The 14,868-nt window shown below is 64.4% G+C and carries 18 protein-coding genes; 8 read left to right on the plus strand and 10 right to left on the minus strand.

Annotation, left to right across the window (positions count from 1 at the left end):
* Together ACVWZA_RS17050 and ACVWZA_RS17055 are read right to left on the minus strand one after the other, a co-directional pair.
* Entirely contained in the window at window positions 1-1,167 is a 1,167-nt protein-coding gene (locus ACVWZA_RS17050; protein ID WP_457312466.1) for an HlyD family efflux transporter periplasmic adaptor subunit, read from the minus strand.
* Window positions 1,168-2,604 carry an efflux transporter outer membrane subunit gene (locus ACVWZA_RS17055; protein WP_457312467.1) on the minus strand — a complete coding sequence of 479 codons (1,437 nt, stop codon included), beginning with the start codon at window positions 2,602-2,604 and terminating at the stop codon, window positions 1,168-1,170.
* A 66-nt stretch (window positions 2,605-2,670) separates the two neighbouring features.
* Here ACVWZA_RS17055 and ACVWZA_RS17060 point away from each other — a divergent pair, with 66 nt between their 5' ends.
* Window positions 2,671-3,327 carry a TetR/AcrR family transcriptional regulator gene (locus tag ACVWZA_RS17060; RefSeq protein WP_457312468.1) on the plus strand — a complete coding sequence of 219 codons (657 nt, stop codon included), beginning with the start codon at window positions 2,671-2,673 and terminating at the stop codon, window positions 3,325-3,327.
* Between the two features lie 281 nt (window positions 3,328-3,608).
* On the opposite strand, the gene ACVWZA_RS17065 is transcribed toward ACVWZA_RS17060, so the two are convergent.
* Together ACVWZA_RS17065 and ACVWZA_RS17070 are read right to left on the minus strand one after the other, a co-directional pair.
* On the minus strand, window positions 3,609-4,250 hold the full coding sequence (locus ACVWZA_RS17065; protein ID WP_457312469.1) for a Vgb family protein: 642 nt from the start codon (window positions 4,248-4,250) through the stop codon (window positions 3,609-3,611).
* Between the two features lie 9 nt (window positions 4,251-4,259).
* The gene (locus ACVWZA_RS17070; RefSeq protein ID WP_457312470.1) at window positions 4,260-5,480 is read right to left on the minus strand and encodes a helix-turn-helix domain-containing protein; all 1,221 of its coding nucleotides are present in this window, start codon (window positions 5,478-5,480) and stop codon (window positions 4,260-4,262) included.
* A 204-nt stretch (window positions 5,481-5,684) separates the two neighbouring features.
* On the opposite strand from ACVWZA_RS17070, the gene ACVWZA_RS17075 reads away from it, so the two are divergent.
* From ACVWZA_RS17075 to ACVWZA_RS17095, 5 genes are all read left to right on the plus strand, one after another.
* A complete protein-coding gene (locus tag ACVWZA_RS17075; protein WP_457312471.1) occupies window positions 5,685-5,930 on the plus strand; it encodes a hypothetical protein in 246 nt (81 codons plus the stop codon).
* A 68-nt stretch (window positions 5,931-5,998) separates the two neighbouring features.
* Window positions 5,999-6,328 (plus strand): ArsR/SmtB family transcription factor, encoded by a 330-nt coding sequence (locus ACVWZA_RS17080; RefSeq protein ID WP_457312472.1) that lies wholly within the window; start codon window positions 5,999-6,001, stop codon window positions 6,326-6,328.
* Window positions 6,325-6,816 (plus strand): SRPBCC family protein, encoded by a 492-nt coding sequence (locus ACVWZA_RS17085; protein ID WP_457312473.1) that lies wholly within the window; start codon window positions 6,325-6,327, stop codon window positions 6,814-6,816. The genes ACVWZA_RS17080 and ACVWZA_RS17085 overlap by 4 nt, the downstream gene beginning before the upstream one ends.
* A 64-nt stretch (window positions 6,817-6,880) precedes the next feature.
* Complete coding sequence (locus ACVWZA_RS17090) at window positions 6,881-7,468, plus strand: glutathione S-transferase family protein (RefSeq protein ID WP_457312474.1); 588 nt, start codon at window positions 6,881-6,883, stop codon at window positions 7,466-7,468.
* Between the two features lie 56 nt (window positions 7,469-7,524).
* Window positions 7,525-7,740, plus strand: coding sequence for a GFA family protein (locus ACVWZA_RS17095; RefSeq protein ID WP_457312475.1), 216 nt, complete (start codon window positions 7,525-7,527; stop codon window positions 7,738-7,740).
* On the opposite strand, the gene ACVWZA_RS17100 is transcribed toward ACVWZA_RS17095, so the two are convergent.
* Entirely contained in the window at window positions 7,682-8,581 is a 900-nt protein-coding gene (locus tag ACVWZA_RS17100) for a LysR family transcriptional regulator (RefSeq protein ID WP_457312476.1), read from the minus strand. The two genes, ACVWZA_RS17095 and ACVWZA_RS17100, sit on opposite strands and share 59 nt — an antisense overlap.
* A 102-nt stretch (window positions 8,582-8,683) precedes the next feature.
* On the opposite strand from ACVWZA_RS17100, the gene ACVWZA_RS17105 reads away from it, so the two are divergent.
* Window positions 8,684-9,673 carry a zinc-dependent alcohol dehydrogenase family protein gene (locus tag ACVWZA_RS17105; protein WP_457312478.1) on the plus strand — a complete coding sequence of 330 codons (990 nt, stop codon included), beginning with the start codon at window positions 8,684-8,686 and terminating at the stop codon, window positions 9,671-9,673.
* An 18-nt stretch (window positions 9,674-9,691) separates the two neighbouring features.
* On the opposite strand, the gene ACVWZA_RS17110 is transcribed toward ACVWZA_RS17105, so the two are convergent.
* On the minus strand, window positions 9,692-10,303 hold the full coding sequence (locus ACVWZA_RS17110) for an NAD(P)H-dependent oxidoreductase (RefSeq protein ID WP_457312479.1): 612 nt from the start codon (window positions 10,301-10,303) through the stop codon (window positions 9,692-9,694).
* A 79-nt stretch (window positions 10,304-10,382) separates the two neighbouring features.
* Here ACVWZA_RS17110 and ACVWZA_RS17115 point away from each other — a divergent pair, with 79 nt between their 5' ends.
* The gene (locus ACVWZA_RS17115) at window positions 10,383-11,039 is read left to right on the plus strand and encodes a TetR/AcrR family transcriptional regulator (RefSeq protein WP_457312480.1); all 657 of its coding nucleotides are present in this window, start codon (window positions 10,383-10,385) and stop codon (window positions 11,037-11,039) included.
* 11 nt (window positions 11,040-11,050) lie between these two features.
* On the opposite strand, the gene ACVWZA_RS17120 is transcribed toward ACVWZA_RS17115, so the two are convergent.
* The 4 genes from ACVWZA_RS17120 to ACVWZA_RS17135 form a co-directional block, all read right to left on the minus strand.
* A complete protein-coding gene (locus tag ACVWZA_RS17120; protein ID WP_457312481.1) occupies window positions 11,051-11,521 on the minus strand; it encodes an OsmC family protein in 471 nt (156 codons plus the stop codon).
* Window positions 11,522-11,642: 121 nt separating this feature from the next.
* A complete protein-coding gene (locus ACVWZA_RS17125; RefSeq protein WP_457312482.1) occupies window positions 11,643-12,476 on the minus strand; it encodes a TorF family putative porin in 834 nt (277 codons plus the stop codon).
* Between the two features lie 181 nt (window positions 12,477-12,657).
* On the minus strand, window positions 12,658-14,160 hold the full coding sequence (locus ACVWZA_RS17130; RefSeq protein ID WP_457312483.1) for a SulP family inorganic anion transporter: 1,503 nt from the start codon (window positions 14,158-14,160) through the stop codon (window positions 12,658-12,660).
* Window positions 14,160-14,855, minus strand: a complete 696-nt coding sequence (locus ACVWZA_RS17135) for a carbonic anhydrase (RefSeq protein ID WP_457312484.1) — start codon at window positions 14,853-14,855, stop codon at window positions 14,160-14,162. The genes ACVWZA_RS17130 and ACVWZA_RS17135 overlap by 1 nt, the downstream gene beginning before the upstream one ends.
* Window positions 14,856-14,868 lie beyond the last annotated feature (13 nt).

Genomic DNA, 14,868 nt, shown 5'->3' on the forward strand with positions numbered 1-14,868 from the left:
TTATTTGCCGCGCGTATCGATGACCGCATCCATCGTCAGCCCGACGCGAAGCGGGTGATCGCGCAGGTCCTTCGGATCGATCGTCACACGCACCGGCAGGCGTTGCACGACCTTGACCCAATTGCCCGTCGCGTTCTGCGCGGGGATTAGCGAGAAGGCCGCGCCGGTTCCGCCGGCAAAGCCGGTGACCTTGCCATGGAACACCACGTCGCCGCCGTAGAAATCGGAGGTCAGTTCGACCGGCTGACCGAAGCGCACCTCGCGCAGCTGGCTTTCCTTGAAATTGGCGTCGACATAGGCGGTCGCGGTCGGAACGATCGTCATGATCGGCGCGCCAGCCGCGATGCGCTGGCCGATCTGCACCTGGCGGTTGGTGACGATGCCGTCGACCGGCGCGCGGATCACGGTACGCGCGAGATCGAGTTGTGCCTTGTCGAGCCGCGCACGAGCGGTGGCGACATCGGGCGCGGTGTCGATCGTGGTGCCGCGCACCAGCGCCTCGCTTGCTGCGGCGTCGCCGCCGGCCGAGTTCTCCGTCGCGATCGCGGACGTGATTCCGGCGCGCGCCAGGTCGCGCGCGGCGAGCGCGGTCTGATACGCGGCACGCGCGGTGCTCAATTCCTCGCCCGACGCCGCGCCGCTGCCGATCAATTGCTGGCGCCGGTCGAGATCGATTTTCGCGCGCGCAAGCGTGGCATTGGCTTCGGCCAGCTGAGCGCGAGCCTGGGCGATCTCGGCACTGCGCGACTGCACCTTTGCCCGCGCCGACCCGGCGAGTGCGGCGGATTGACCGAAGCGTTGCTGCGCCTGACGCAGCGCGGCCTCGGCTGTCGCAACGTCGATCTTGGCATCGGCGGCGTCGATCACGACCAATATGTCGCCCTTTTTGACCACCTGCGTGCCGCCGACCCGCACTTCGGTCACCGCACCCGAGACGAGCGACGTCACCTGCGCCGAATCCGCGCCGACATAGGCATTGTCGGTATGCACCCGGCCGGCCTGGGTCAGGAAATACCACAGGCCCCAGATCGCCGCAGCGATCACCACGACGAACGCGAGGATCGTCAGCAGTTTCCTGCGCTTGCCAGCGGTCGGCGGTGCCCCGCCGTCGGATGCAGGGGCGGCGGCGGTGTCGGCGGTTGGCTCCGCACTGGGGGCATCGGCCATTTACTTGGTCTCCGTCGTGTTGGTCTGGCGGTATCCACCGCCGAGCGCGCGGATCAGCGCGATATCCAGTGCGAGGCGCCGCGCCTCCAGGTCCACTACAGCGCGGCGCGCGGTCAGCTCGAAATCATTTGCGGTCAGCACGGTCAGCTGAGTCGACAGCCCACCCTCGTAACGCAACGCCGCGATCCGGCTCGCATCCGCCGCGGCGGTGAGCGAGGCGCGTTGCTCGGTGAGCCGCTGGTCGAGCGCACGCCGGCTCGCGACCGCATCGGCGGCCTCATGCAGCGCGGTGATCAGCACGCCGTCATAACGCGCGACGGCGGTGTCGTAATCGGCGCGCGCCTCGGCATAGCGGCCCTTGATCCGCCCACCGTCGAAGATCGGCAGGCTGAATGCGGGGCCGGCATTGCCGTAGCTCGACCCGCCCTCGAACAATCGTCCAAGGCCAAGCGACTGCAGCCCGACCAATGCGGTCAGGTTGATATTGGGATAGAAGTCCGCCTTCGCGACCTTGATCTGTTTGCTCGCCGCCTCGGCGCGGAGCCGCGCCGCGCCAATGTCCGGACGCCGCCCGATCAGGTCGATCCCGACATTGTCGGGCAAGCTGGAAGAGGAGGCGACAATAGTCGGCCGCGCAATGCTCAGGCCGCGATCGGGGCCTGCGCCGGCCAACGCGGCAAGCCGGTTGCGGGTGAGGGCGATCGCTTCGTCGAGTGCGGCGATGTCGGCGCGGGCGGCGGGCACGCGCGATTCTGCCTGGCGCTGGCTGCCGCGCGCATCGACGCCGACCGCGACACGCTGCGCGGTCAATGTCGCGCTGGCGCCGCGCACCCTGAGCGCCTCGACTGCGACATCGCGCTCGGCATGATATTGCGCCAGCTCGGCATAGGCGGCGGCGATATTGGTCGTCAGCATCAACCTCGCCTGGTCGGCATCGACCCGCGCCGCCTCGGCCTCCGATGTTGCTGCGGCGAGCGCCGCGCGGTTCTTGCCCCATAGATCCAGGTTGAACGATGCCGTCGCGGTCAGCCGCCCGGTGTCCTGGATGCCGTTGGGCACGAACTGCGGCGGGATGCCGAGATTCTTGCTCTGCTTGTTGCCGCCGACCGCGCCGTCCACCGTCAGCCCCGGCTGCAGCGCCGCGCCGGTCTGCCGTGCCAGCGCCTCGGCGGCGGCAATCCGCGCGGTCGCGGCGGCGACATCGGGCGATACCTTCAACGCTTCGTCGATCAGCCCGTCGAGTTGCGGATCGCCGAACGCCCTCCACCAGTCATTCGCTGGCCAATTTCGTTGCTGATCAATCGCTGCGGCGAGCGTCCGCGTCGACTCGAGGCTTGCCGGCGCCCGCAATTCCGGCTTCGCACCGAGATTGGGCACGCTCGCGCATCCGCCGAGTAGGGCGGCGAGGCTCACGGAAATGAAGAGAAATCGACTCATGGTCAGGCCTGATACTATCTGGTATCATGGCCCACTGATCCTGTTCGCTACGACTGTCAACAAGAAATGATACCAGATAGTACTGCCCCCGCCGAAGCCGCCGAAACCGCACCACCGGACGCGCGCGCGTTGCGGCGACACGCCTTTGTCGTCGTCGCGCGGGAGGCGTTCTTCGAACATGGTTATGTCCAGACGGCCATGTCTTCGATCGCGTCCGAGGTTGGCGGATCGAAGACCACGCTCTGGTCCTATTTTCCGTCCAAGCAGGATCTGTTCGCTGCGGTGGTCGATGACATTGTCGAGCGCTTCGGCGCCGCGCTGACCATCGAGCTCGACGATGCCGAAGCGGTCGAGCCGGCGTTGCGCCGCTTCGGCAACGCGATGATGGCGACTATCCTGGCGCCGTCGATCATCGCACTGCACCGCGTGGTGATCAGCGAGGCGCGGCGTTTCCCCGAACTCGGCGAACTCTTCTATGCGCGCGGTTCGCGGCGCGGCAAGGAACGGCTCGCTCGCTTCATCGCTGCCGCCATGGCCGATGGCCGGCTCCGCCGGGGCGATCCGATGGTCGCGGCATGCCAGTTCGCCTCGATGTGCCAGTCAAGCTGTTTCCAGGAATCGCTGCTGGGCATCGATCAGGGACTCTGCGCCGATCGGATCACGCAGGACGTCGAAGCGGCGCTCGACAGTTTCATGCGCGCCTGGAGCCCTGACTCGGATTGAGCTTCGGGATCGATCCTGCAGGTCGCGGTGCCGGGCCGGGCTCGTCTTCATGTGCCGCCGCGCTGTCGCTCGTGTCCGTGATGGCGCGGCGATGATGGAGGCTTGACGGCACCGCGCGACGAGCGGGGGTGTGGGGCGGACAATTGGTCACACAGCGTTATGGTCGCGCACCAAAGCCGCGTGCAACCCCAAGCTCACGCTCGGCTTGGGCGATGGCCGCCGCCGAGATCGGTCTGGCGCTGGCCACGCGCTTCCCGACCGTGGGCGAGTTGTCCCAGGGATTACTCGACAGCGATGGCAGCTTGTATCAGCCTGAGCTTTCCGCTCTTTCCGCCACCGCAAAAGATCCGATCGCCGCCATCCGATTCGATGCCTGACACTCCCATGCCGGGCGGCATGTCGAGCCGCTCCAGAACTTCTCCCGTGGTCGGGTCGATCCGCCGCAACTCGCTCTCGTCGTTTTCCCAGGTGGCATGCCAGAGCTTGCCATCGACCCAGGTGACGCCGGTCACGAAGCGGTTGGATTCGATGGTGCGCAGAATCTTGCCGGTTTCGGGATCGACCTGATGAATCTTACGATCCCGATATTGCCCCACCCAAAGCGTGCCTTCGGCCCAGGCAAGGCCGGAATCTCCACCGCCACCGGGTGCCGGGATCGAGGTGAGCACATGGCCGGTCTTCGGATCGATCTTGTGGATGCGATCTTCGGCGATCTGGAACAGATGCTCGCCGTCGAACGCGGTGCCGGCGTGCGCTGCGACATCGATTGAGCGGACCGTCTCCCCGTTGGCCGGATCGACGGCGTTCAGCTTTTCCCCCGATGCCAGCCAGATATATTGGCCGTCGAAGGTAACGCCGTGCACGTTATCGACCCCGGCAAAGGGGCCATATTCACGGATGATTTCTGCTGCTGATCTTTTCATGCTTCCCTCCTAGATGCCCGAAAGCGGCGCGGGGAGTAACAAGGTCGTCGTGAATCCGGGCATGGGCGGCGTCGTCCAGCGGCGCGCGCGTCCATGACCGAACGACTGTACCTTGCCACCCAAGGTCAGCGAGTCGAGCGCGCGTTGCACCGTGCGCTGGCTGGCGTCGAGCGCAAGGGCGAGGGCAGAACTCGACCATGATTCCCCATCGGCAAGGAAGGCAAGCACGGCGGCATGCTTTTCCTCGACGGGGCGCGCCAACACGACGACCTCGCTTGCGTCGCGCGGCACCAGCACGAACCCGCGCTTCGTGGCGGTTACCCGGGCCATTGTCCGCAATTCTGCGCGGAGTCGCCCGATTTCGACCCGCAACCGCGCGCGATGCGATTCATCGGCGGCCTTCGCCCCGAATGCACGTGCGACGAGCATGTCCCGCGATACGTCTGCCGGCCAGACCTCACCCAGTGCGCGTGCGAGCGCGAACAACACCGGGCGTCGAGCAAGCGAGACCGTCGTTCCCGGGTCGCGTATCATGTTCCGGCAGGCGTCGATCACGAGCGCCGGCGATGCCTGCAACGCCTCGACCTCCTCGAGCAGGAGAACGCGTTCCACGCCATGCGCGATCAGGCGTGCAGCGGGCGTGTCGAGCAAAAGAGACGCGCTTTCGACCTCCGCCACCAATGCGGGGATGCCGGCGGCATGCGCGGCGCGCCCCGCCCGGGTGAGCGCAGCGCGCGCATCTTGCGTGCGCAGGCGACGCATCGCGATCCCGGCAAGGATCAGCTCATGCGCGGCCTTCAACGCGGGCGGGAAGGGTACTGGATCGAGTTCGGCGAGCCTCCGTTCGGCCGCGTCGAGGCGGCCGATCAGGAGCAAGCGCCGAATCTCGATATAATGTGCCTGCGCGGCGTTTATCCGGTCGCCATGCCGTTCGAGCGTCGCTCGTGCCGCATCGAGCGCCCTGGCGGACCAGCCCAAATCGCGAGAGGCGAGCGCGATCTCGGTCTCGGCCACGATGCACCGCGCACGAGCCACCGGCTCTTTCGGGCCAAACGCGCGCGCGGCTTGCCGTAAGAGCACCTTTGCCCGGACCAGATCGCCGAGCTGCGCCATTGCCGTACCGCGAAGCGCGAGCGCAGGCGCGTCGTCGCGCAGCGCCACCCGCTTCAGCGCGCCGAGCGGATCGCCAGCCGCGAGTGCGTGGGCGGCCGCAGTGATCAGCGAATCCATTGCAATCCCGACACACTTGTCACTCCCGCCGTCCGACGCCCGGGGTCTAGCTCAGCTCACCGACACCAACCAGCGCGCCGGTCCAATAACGATATGACGGGCACAGGAGTTAAGAGCGATGACATACGCAATCGCGACACGCGAAGAACCGCGGATGGTGGGTACGGTTTGTGCGGATACACCGTTCATTGCCGTAAAAAGATCATGAGCGACGCTGATCTTGGCGACACAATCGCACTCGGCGTGGTTGGTTGCCTGTCCCTGGCGGCCACACCGACCTTTGCCATCATGGCGCTGCTCAGCGCCCTTCCGGACAGCGGTCCGGCGGACATGCTCTGCGCGGCGGTTCATGGAGGGTCACCATTCAGCGGCATGATCCCGATGTATCTGTTGATGAGCGCCTTTCATTCGACGCCCTGGATCAGGCTCATGTCCAACCGGCGGCGCTGAATCGTCACATTATCAAAACCGCATACATTAGCATTAACTAATCAATTAGAACTGACTAATGGGTTCACATGACCGAAATTGCAAGCATCGATGGCGTGATGCGCACGCTCGCCGACCCCACCCGGCGCGCCGTGTTCGAGCGGATCGTCAGATCGGACGAAATCACCGTGGTCGACCTGACACGCGGAAGCGGCGTGACGCAGGGCGCCATTTCCCAGCACCTCAAGTCGCTGAGGCGGGCGGGTCTGGTGACCGAGCGGCCTCAGGGCCGGAACGTCTATTATCGTGCCCACCCGGAAGGCCTCGCGCCGCTGGTGGAATGGATGGATCATTACGCGGTGTTCTGGCGCGACCGGTTCACCGATCTCAGAAACCTTTTGAAGGAGATTGACCCGTGAGTGACACAGCAATCATGGCTGACAGCCGGGAAATCGTCGTTGACGAAGTGTTTCCTCACACGCCCGAAACCATGTGGAAGACCTTGACCACCGCTGAACTGATGGGCCGCTGGTTGATGCAACCGACCGGGTTCGAGCCGGCAAAAGGCAATCATTTCACCTTCCAGACAACGCCGGGCGGGGCATGGGATGGAGTCATCCGGTGCGAGGTGCTGGACGCGATACCGAACCAGCGGCTGACTCACTCGTGGCGCGGCGGGCATGACGACAATCAAGGATATGGTTCGCGCCTTGAGACCCTGGTCAGTTGGACGCTGACCCCGGTCGATGGCGGCACCCGCCTTCGCCTGGTGCATTCGGGTTTCGTCACACCCAACAACGATGTCGCGTTCAAGGGCATGAGCGAAGGCTGGCCGAAGGTTCTCGAGAAAATCGACGCTATCACCGGCGAGAATGGCTTTGCCGAAGTGGAAAATATCAATGGATAAGATCACCGTCACCGGACTCCGCTGGGCCCCGCTCTTCGCACAGGGCCTTGTTCGCGATCTTCGCGTGCGCTGGGCGCTGGAAGAGGCCGGGCTCCGCTATGAGACTCAGTTGATAGCGCTGGGGCAAAAGGACTCACCCGAATATCGCCGGCAGCAGCCCTTCGGAATGGTGCCTGCGTTCGAGGCGGATGGTCGGCAGTTGTTCGAATCGGGCGCCATCGTGCACCAGATTGCAACGGAGTCGGATGCGCTGATGCCGACTGACCCGGCCGGCCGCGCTGACACAATCACCTGGATGTTCGCTGCGCTCAACACGGTCGAACCACCGATCCAGAACCTGTCGGTGATGGACTTGCAGCAGAATGACGAACCATGGGTCAAGCTGCGCCGCCCCGGCGCCGTGGATGCGGTGAAAACGCGGTTGACCGTACTGGCCGGCTGGCTTGAGGGGCGGGACTATCTGCTCGACCGGTTCACTGCGGCGGACGTGCTGATGGCGACCGTGCTCAGGCTCATTCGGCACACCGATATCGTGGCCGAATTCCCCGCGCTCGATGTCTATCTCAGGCGCTGTGAAGCGCGGCCAGCATTCCAGAGGGCGTTACATGGTCAACTGGCGGAATACGCCCGGAACATTCCCGTCGCGGCTTGACCCCTTGCGCGATCCAACGACCCGGTCGCGCCGCGATTTTGATCAGGAATAGCGACGTGAGCGAAGCTTATATCGGCGGGTGTGCGTGCGGCGCGATCCGTTATGAAATACCATCGGACCCGCTGGTGATGGCCGACTGCCAGTGCCGCGACTGTCAACGCAAGAGCGGTACCGGTCATGGATCCTATCTGACTTTCCCGGGGGCGGCTCATCTCACGCCATATATCCAGGCAACCCAGCCGCCAGCGCGTCAATGGCGAGGCGGACCCTGAGCGGCAGATGCGGCGTCTGCAGCCAGAGCGCATGGCAGTCATAGAGAAATTGTGGCTGGTCAGCGAATAGCTGGACGAGAGCGCCGGTCCGAAGGCGCTCGCGAACAAGCCATGACGGCAGCCAGGCAAGGCCCATCCCGGCGGCCGCAGCGTCGGCGATCGCGTCCAGGTCGTCGAGCCGTAGCCGGTTGATTGGCGTCACCTCCAGCGGCGCTTCGCCGATGCGTGGAAACAGCCATGGGCGAATGCGGCCCGACCGGCGATAAATGACGCCCTGATGCCGCGCGATTTCCGAAAGATCACGGGGTCGTCCATGCAGTCGGAGATACGCGGGCGACCCACAGACAATCATGCGCTGGCGCGCGACGCGGCGCGCGATTACCCCGGCCCGGTCCACCAGCGCGCCAGTGCGGATGGAAAGATCATGACCATCTTCCACCAGGTCCGCGATGCGGTCGCCGAACGACAGATCGAGTTCCAGCATGGGATGGCGTCGCGCCAGGTCCAGCAGAATGGGCGTCACGCAGTGCCGGCCGAACAACACCGGCATGGTGACGCGAAGCCTGCCGCGTGGTTCGGATAACTGGTCGGCGGCGAGTGCATCGGCTGCATCCGCTTCGACGAGCACCACGCGGCAGCGCTCATAATAAGCGCGCCCGAAATCCGTCAGGCTCTGGCGACGCGTGGTCCGGTTGAGCAAGCGTACGCCGAGCCGGTCCTCGAGCGATCGGACATGCTTGCCGACCATTGGTCCGGACAGATCGAGCGCGATCGCCGCAGCGGCAAACGATCCGAGATCGACGGCTTTGACGAACACCGCCATGCTGACGAGGCGATCCATATTGCAAACCTGTGGTTTCTACTGTTGTCCCTGGGGCGCCATTTATCTGCAATCATGCGATTGTCATAGTTCATTCGGCTCATCTGATTTGGAGTTTGCTGAATGGCACGCGTTGTACGTTTTCATGAACTTGGCGGTCCCGACGTTTTGCGCATCGAACAGGTCGATGTTCCGCCACCCGGACCGGGCGAGGTCCAGATTCGCGTCAAGGCCCTTGGCCTCAACCGTGCCGAAGCGATGCTGCGAACGGGCAATTATGTCGAGACCGCGCCATTGCCGTCCGGCCTTGGGCTTGAGGCTGCGGGCATTGTCGTGGCGATCGGCGAAGGCGTGGACGGGTTTGCACCGGGCGATGCGGTCAGCGTCGTGCCGCCGCTGTCGATGGTCCGCTGGCCTGCTTATGGCGAGGTGGCGACTTTCCCCGCGCATCTCGTCGTCAAGCATCCGTCATCGCTGAGTTGGGAAGCGGCGGCGGCAGTCTGGATGCAATATGTCACGGCCTATGGCGCGTTGATCGAAATCGCCAGGCTTTGCCGCGACGATTTCGTCGTCATCACCGCCGCGTCGAGCAGCGTCGGGCTTGCTGCGATCCAGATCGCCAACATGGTCGGTGCAACGCCGATTGCGGTCACCCGGACGTCTGTCAAGAAGCAGGCGTTGATCGAGGCCGGCGCCGCGCATGTTGTGGCCTTGGCAGAAGAAGATCTGGGCGAGCGGCTGACCGAGATTGCCGGCGTGGACGGCGTGCGCGTCGTGTTCGACCCGGTCGGCGGCCCGGCGTTCGAGCCGCTGACCGCCGCGATGTCACGCGGCGGCATCCTGATCGAATATGGCGCCCTGAGCGCGGAGCCGACGCCCTTCCCATTGTTCGCGGTGCTGACCAAGAGCCTGACACTACGCGGTTATCTCATCCACGAGATCGTCGGCGATCCGGTGCGGTTGGAGGCAGCCAAGACGTTCGTGCTCGACGGCCTCGCATCGGGTGCGCTCAAGCCGGTGATTGCCCGCACTTTTCCGTTCGAGCAGATCGTGGAGGCTCATCGGTTCCTGGAGTCGAACGAGCAGTTCGGCAAGATCGTCGTGACGGTGTGAAATTCATCGCTGCGAGGTTCAGGCCGCCGCTTTGTCGTCGCATCGACAGGGCGCGGCGAAGAGGGTGCGGCCAATCGTGCGAGCGGCACCCAGATAGGAGACCGGGTCCTGTGTTTCCGAATCGACCAACAATTGGGACGTGAGCACGCGGGCGCCGCAGTAATCGAAGATACCATGGTCGATCTGTGTCTTCATGGCGCCGAAATAGCCGTGCCGCGCATAGGTCGACGCATCGGCACCGGCGACCGCGACGAGATGTACCCGCAAGTGGCGAAGCTTCTTCTCCAGCCCGGCATCGGGATTGAAATCGAACGCCCAGCCATTGGCGAACAGGCGATCGATCCAGCCTTTGAGCAGGGCGGGCATCGACCACCAATAGACCGGATAGACCAGCACAAGCGCGTCGGCGCGATCGATCCGTGCCTGTTCCGCAGCGACGTCGGCCGGAGGCGGCGCTCGCCGCCGATGGACGGCCAGGTCGGCGACGGTAAAACGTGGGTCGAAGCCTTCGGCCGCGAGGTCTGCAATTTCGACGCTGGCGGACTCGGACGCGCCCAGCGCGATCTGCTCGGCGATGCTGTGGCTGAGCGATCCGGGTTCGGGATGCGCGACGGCGACAAGCGCATGCATGGCGTAAACTCCTGCTTACCGATTGCGGTTCGATCGAACCGGCTATATACTTATGGTAAGTTACCTTTGGTATATAAGTATGTCAAGCGTTGTGCCGGTTGAAGAGATTATTGATCGGCAGCCCCGTCGCCGCCTGGCCAGGGGCGATCGGTATCGCCAGCTGATGGATGTCGCATGGCAGCTGGTCAGCGATGAAGGTACCGAAGCACTGACGCTCGGGCGCCTTGCGGAACGGGCGGGCGTGACGAAACCGGTCGTTTATGATCATTTCGGCATACGGTCCGGGCTGCTGGTGGCGCTCTATCGGGACTTCGACGAGCGTCAGACCGCGCTGATGGATGCAGCACTTCGCGAGAGCGAACCGACGCTTGCAGGGCGTGCGACGGTGATCGCCTCATCCTATGTCGATTGCGTGCTCTTGCAGGGCCGCGAGATACCGGGGGTGATCGCGGCGCTGGCTGGCTCGCCTGAGCTCGGAAAGATCAAACGCGACTATGAGATTGTGTTCATCGAGAAATGCCGGACTGTCCTCGCGCCTTTTGCTGCGGCGGGCACCATTGCGTCGGCCGGCTTATGGGCGATGCTCGGTGCCGCAGAAGCCTTGTCGCACGCCGCCGCGACTGGCGAGATCACCGCCGGCGAGGCGCAGGGCGAACTCTTCGAAACGATCGTGGCGATGGTCGCCCGAAATTCGCATGGCGGTGGCCATGCCGATATCGGACGTTCCGCGGGCTGATCGCAGCGCGATCAATCCTCTTGATAGGTCGCCTCGAATGCGACCGGGAAATTGACCGACCGAGCGATGAAACAATAAGCGTGGATTTCGCCATGAATGGCGTCGGCACGCTGTAAATCCGCTCCTGCCTTTACGCGGATGACGGGGCGCAGCGTGGCGCTGAGATAGCGGCCCGCACCATTGGGGCTCGATTCGCCGATACCGATCGGATCGTCCTCATAGCCGGTGACGACAATCCCGGCCTGGCTGGCAAGGTGCAGGTACCAGAGCATGTGGCACGCCGATAAGGCGGAGAGGAGCAGATCCTCAGGATTGGGAAGTGAGGGGTCGCCGCCGAGCAGCGGGTCGTTGGAACAGGCGATCACCGGTTTGCCCGGCGTGCGGATTTCCCAATTGCGATCATAGCCGCGATACTTGGCCGTGCCTTCGCCGCGGTTGCCGGCCCATATGATCTTGGATTCGAACGGATGCTGTTTCGACATCGATACCTCCCGTGCGGCGATATCCCATCTATGGCCAAAACCGTTCGCGCCAAGCATTTCCTGTCTGACGACATGGGTCGATGGGCAGCGCCGACCCCTGCGGACCTGCGCCGCCCATCGGTCAGAACGCGGCGGTTGCCGAGAATACGACCTGCGCGCCGGCGATCTGCGACCCATCCTTGGTCGAAGAGAAGTTCGGCAGCAGATAGGCGGATTCGGCGCGGCCGATATCGGTACCGACATAGGCGACACCCAGCGTCACCGGGCCCACCACGACGTCGGTGCCGACCATCCAGTCCCAATATTTGCCGGTCGGGGCAAGGCTGGTGCCGTTCGGGCCGAGGCCGGCATTGCCGTTCGAATAGCCGAGATGCGCCTTGACCGTCAGCGGCGTGTTGGGGATGCCGGCGCTGGCATCGCCCCAGACATAGAGATTGTCTTCTTTATCGCCCGGATCGTTCGGAACGCCGAGCACGCTGTCCGCGCCGCTATAGAACCAGCGGCCGAGCGCCTCCTGCGGTGGCGCATAGGCGACGCCGGCTAGCAAGCTGACCGGCCCGACAGTGCCGGACAGCTTTACATAGGGTTCGGCGAAATCGGTGTTCGAAAAGCCGCCCGGATACATGTACCAGGTCAACCCGACATCGAGCGTGCCGCTGCCGACCGGCAGCTTGTAGCCGCCATAGATGTCGAGCTCCATATTGGCGCCGCCGAACGTGCCCCAGCCAGCGAGGTTGGAACCCCATACGCCGGCGTAAAGGCCGCTTTCATGCGTGATGGTGGCGCCGCCCTGCAGCGCCATTTCCTCGTCGGTCTGCGACACGCCGCGAAAGCGATAGTCCGAAACGAGCCCGACGCTACCGGTGACGGTAACCGCCTTGGGCGGCGCTTCCTCCTGCGCGAGGGCAGGGGCCGCGACGGTCAGCGCCGCCGCGGCTAGGATATGATTGATCATGGAATATTCCCCTTCTTTTCAAGGCGTGAATATCCCTCCTGCGCCCGCCAGCTACCGCATCTCGCCCCCTCCTTCTTGGCGAAGGAGGGAGTGGTGCGGCTTGGCTTTCGGGATCTTTTTTCTAGCTGGCGGCTATTGCCCGGACGCGTCCCGATCGTGACAAACCATTTCCGCCGACCGCTCAGGCGAGCCGCGCCCGGAGCGCGCCGGAGCCGCCCTCCAGTTCGATCGCCATGCCGCGATCACGTCGCCGCTGCAGCCAGTCGCTGAGCATCTCGGCCATGGTGTGGTCGATCGCATCAAGCTTGCCGATGTTCAACCGCAGCGGGCGATCGTGCGGCAGTGCATCGAGCACGCGGCTCAGCTTGGGCAGTGCGACGAACGTCGCCGCACCATTGAGGCTGATCCGGCTGGTCGTCGCGTCGTGTGCCTCGTCGACGCGCAGGCGTAAACGGCGCAGATGCGGCAAGAGTTCGAGCAGCGACAGGCCAAGACCAACAAGCACGCCGGTGAGCAGGTCGGTCGCCACCACCATCACAAAGGTCGCCGCCCAGATCAGCGCCGGAAGAACGCCATAGGATTTGAACAGGTGACGGACATGACTGAGGCTGACCAGCCGCCAGCCGGTCACCACCAGGATACCGCCCAGCGCCGCCATCGGGATTTCGCGCAATAGCCAAGGCAGCAACGCGACGAAGCCGAGGATCCACGCGCCATGCAAAATGGTCGACAGGCGCGTCGTCGCACCCGCCTGCACGTTGGCGGAACTGCGCACGATCACGCCGGTCATCGGCAGCGCGCCGGCAAAGCCGCACAGCAGATTGCCGATGCCCTGCGCACGCAATTCCTTGTCGTAATCGGTGCGCACGCCGTCGTGCATGCGGTCGACCGCAGCTGCCGACAACAATGTTTCCGCGCTGGCAATGAAGGCGATGGCAAGCGCGGTGGCGATGATCGCGGGGCTGCCAAGGATCGCGAAGAAGCCCGAACCAGGCGTTTCCACTGCTGCGAAGATCGAGGCGGGGACATCGACGCGGTTCACGCCGAGATCGAACAGGATCGCGGTAAGCGTTGCCACAAGAACGCCGACCAGCGCGCCGGGCACGAGCCGGAGCGCGGCGGGGCGGAACCGTTCCCACGCAAGCATCGCGCCGATCGTGATGATACCGACAAGAAAGGCGATTTCGGTCGCCTGCACATCGATCGCCGACAGGCCGAACAGACGTACCGGCATCAGCGCGAGATTCTCCAGTCCGCTCGACATCGGTTTCTCGTCGAACAGGACCTGAAACTGGCCGATCACGATCAGCGCGCCGATCCCGGCGAGCATACCGTGCACCACTGCGGGTGAGATGGCGCGGAACCAGCCGCCGAGTTTGAAGATGCCGGCGACGACCTGCAGCGCGCCGGCCAGCACCAGGATCGGGCCCAGTGCGGACAGGCCGTGATCGCGCACCAGTTCGAACACGATCACCGCCAGGCCGGCGGCGGGACCGCTGACCTGCAGCGGGGAACCAGCAAAAAAGCCGACGACGAGCCCGCCGATAATGCCCGTGATCAGGCCCTTTTCGGGCGGTACGCCCGACGCGATCGCGATGCCCATGCACAACGGCATCGCGACGAGGAATACGACGATCGACGCAGTGAAATCGCGCGCCAGGATCTTGGACTTAAGTGCTCCCATTATTCGGCTGCCTGCAGGAAACCGATATCCGAGGCGAAACGCTGTTGATGCGGCAGCGCGATCGGCAGCGGCATATCCTCACGCAGGGTCACGAAACGGCCGGTTTGTCCGTCAAGGCCGAGGACCTGGCCGGCATGGATATCGACGAACCAACCGTGCAGCGCGATATCGCCGCGCGCGATGCCCGCCGCGACCGAAGGATGCGTGCGCAGATGGGCAAGCTGGCTGACGACATTCTCCAGCGACACCGCGCGAACGCGTTCGCCATTGGTCAGTTCGGGATAGCCATTGGCGACGACTTGCTGCGCGGCATGGCCGTGGCGTAGCCAGGCCGCGACATTGGGCATCGCCGCGAGCAGCTCGGGCTCGGCCAGCGCCTTCATCGCGCCGCAGCCGGAATGGCCGCAGACGATGATGTCGCGCACGCCGAGCGCGACGATCGCATATTCGACGGTCGAGGACACGCCGCCGTTCGCGTTGCTATACGGCGGGACCATGTTGCCCGCATTGCGGCACACGAACAGGTCGCCGGGTTCGGCCTGCATGATTTGTTCGGGCACGACGCGCGAATCCGCACACGAGATCATCAGCGCCTTGGGGAATTGTCCGTCCGCAGCAAGCTTGCCGTAAAGCGCGCTCTGGTTGGGGAAGACCTGCTTCTCGAAACTGAATACTCGACCGATAAGCTCGTTCACGCCATTCACTCCT

It is taken from the genome of Sphingomonas sp. UYAg733, assembly GCF_054057355.1.

Excerpts from the sequence above, each read along its gene's own strand:
- ACVWZA_RS17105 (WP_457312478.1), top strand. The coding sequence starts at position 8,684 with ATGGCACGCGTTGTACGTTTTCATGAACTTGGCGGTCCCGACGTTTTG.
- ACVWZA_RS17100 (WP_457312476.1), bottom strand. The coding sequence starts at position 8,581 with ATGGATCGCCTCGTCAGCATGGCGGTGTTCGTCAAAGCCGTCGATCTC.
- ACVWZA_RS17070 (WP_457312470.1), bottom strand. The coding sequence starts at position 5,480 with ATGGATTCGCTGATCACTGCGGCCGCCCACGCACTCGCGGCTGGCGAT.
- ACVWZA_RS17120 (WP_457312481.1), bottom strand. The coding sequence starts at position 11,521 with ATGTCGAAACAGCATCCGTTCGAATCCAAGATCATATGGGCCGGCAAC.
- ACVWZA_RS17110 (WP_457312479.1), bottom strand. The coding sequence starts at position 10,303 with ATGCATGCGCTTGTCGCCGTCGCGCATCCCGAACCCGGATCGCTCAGC.
- ACVWZA_RS17080 (WP_457312472.1), top strand. The coding sequence starts at position 5,999 with ATGACCGAAATTGCAAGCATCGATGGCGTGATGCGCACGCTCGCCGAC.
- ACVWZA_RS17130 (WP_457312483.1), bottom strand. The coding sequence starts at position 14,160 with ATGGGAGCACTTAAGTCCAAGATCCTGGCGCGCGATTTCACTGCGTCG.
- ACVWZA_RS17065 (WP_457312469.1), bottom strand. The coding sequence starts at position 4,250 with ATGAAAAGATCAGCAGCAGAAATCATCCGTGAATATGGCCCCTTTGCC.
- ACVWZA_RS17055 (WP_457312467.1), bottom strand. The coding sequence starts at position 2,604 with ATGAGTCGATTTCTCTTCATTTCCGTGAGCCTCGCCGCCCTACTCGGC.
- ACVWZA_RS17115 (WP_457312480.1), top strand. The coding sequence starts at position 10,383 with ATGTCAAGCGTTGTGCCGGTTGAAGAGATTATTGATCGGCAGCCCCGT.
- ACVWZA_RS17060 (WP_457312468.1), top strand. The coding sequence starts at position 2,671 with ATGATACCAGATAGTACTGCCCCCGCCGAAGCCGCCGAAACCGCACCA.
- ACVWZA_RS17125 (WP_457312482.1), bottom strand. The coding sequence starts at position 12,476 with ATGATCAATCATATCCTAGCCGCGGCGGCGCTGACCGTCGCGGCCCCT.
- ACVWZA_RS17050 (WP_457312466.1), bottom strand. The coding sequence starts at position 1,167 with ATGGCCGATGCCCCCAGTGCGGAGCCAACCGCCGACACCGCCGCCGCC.
- ACVWZA_RS17075 (WP_457312471.1), top strand. The coding sequence starts at position 5,685 with ATGAGCGACGCTGATCTTGGCGACACAATCGCACTCGGCGTGGTTGGT.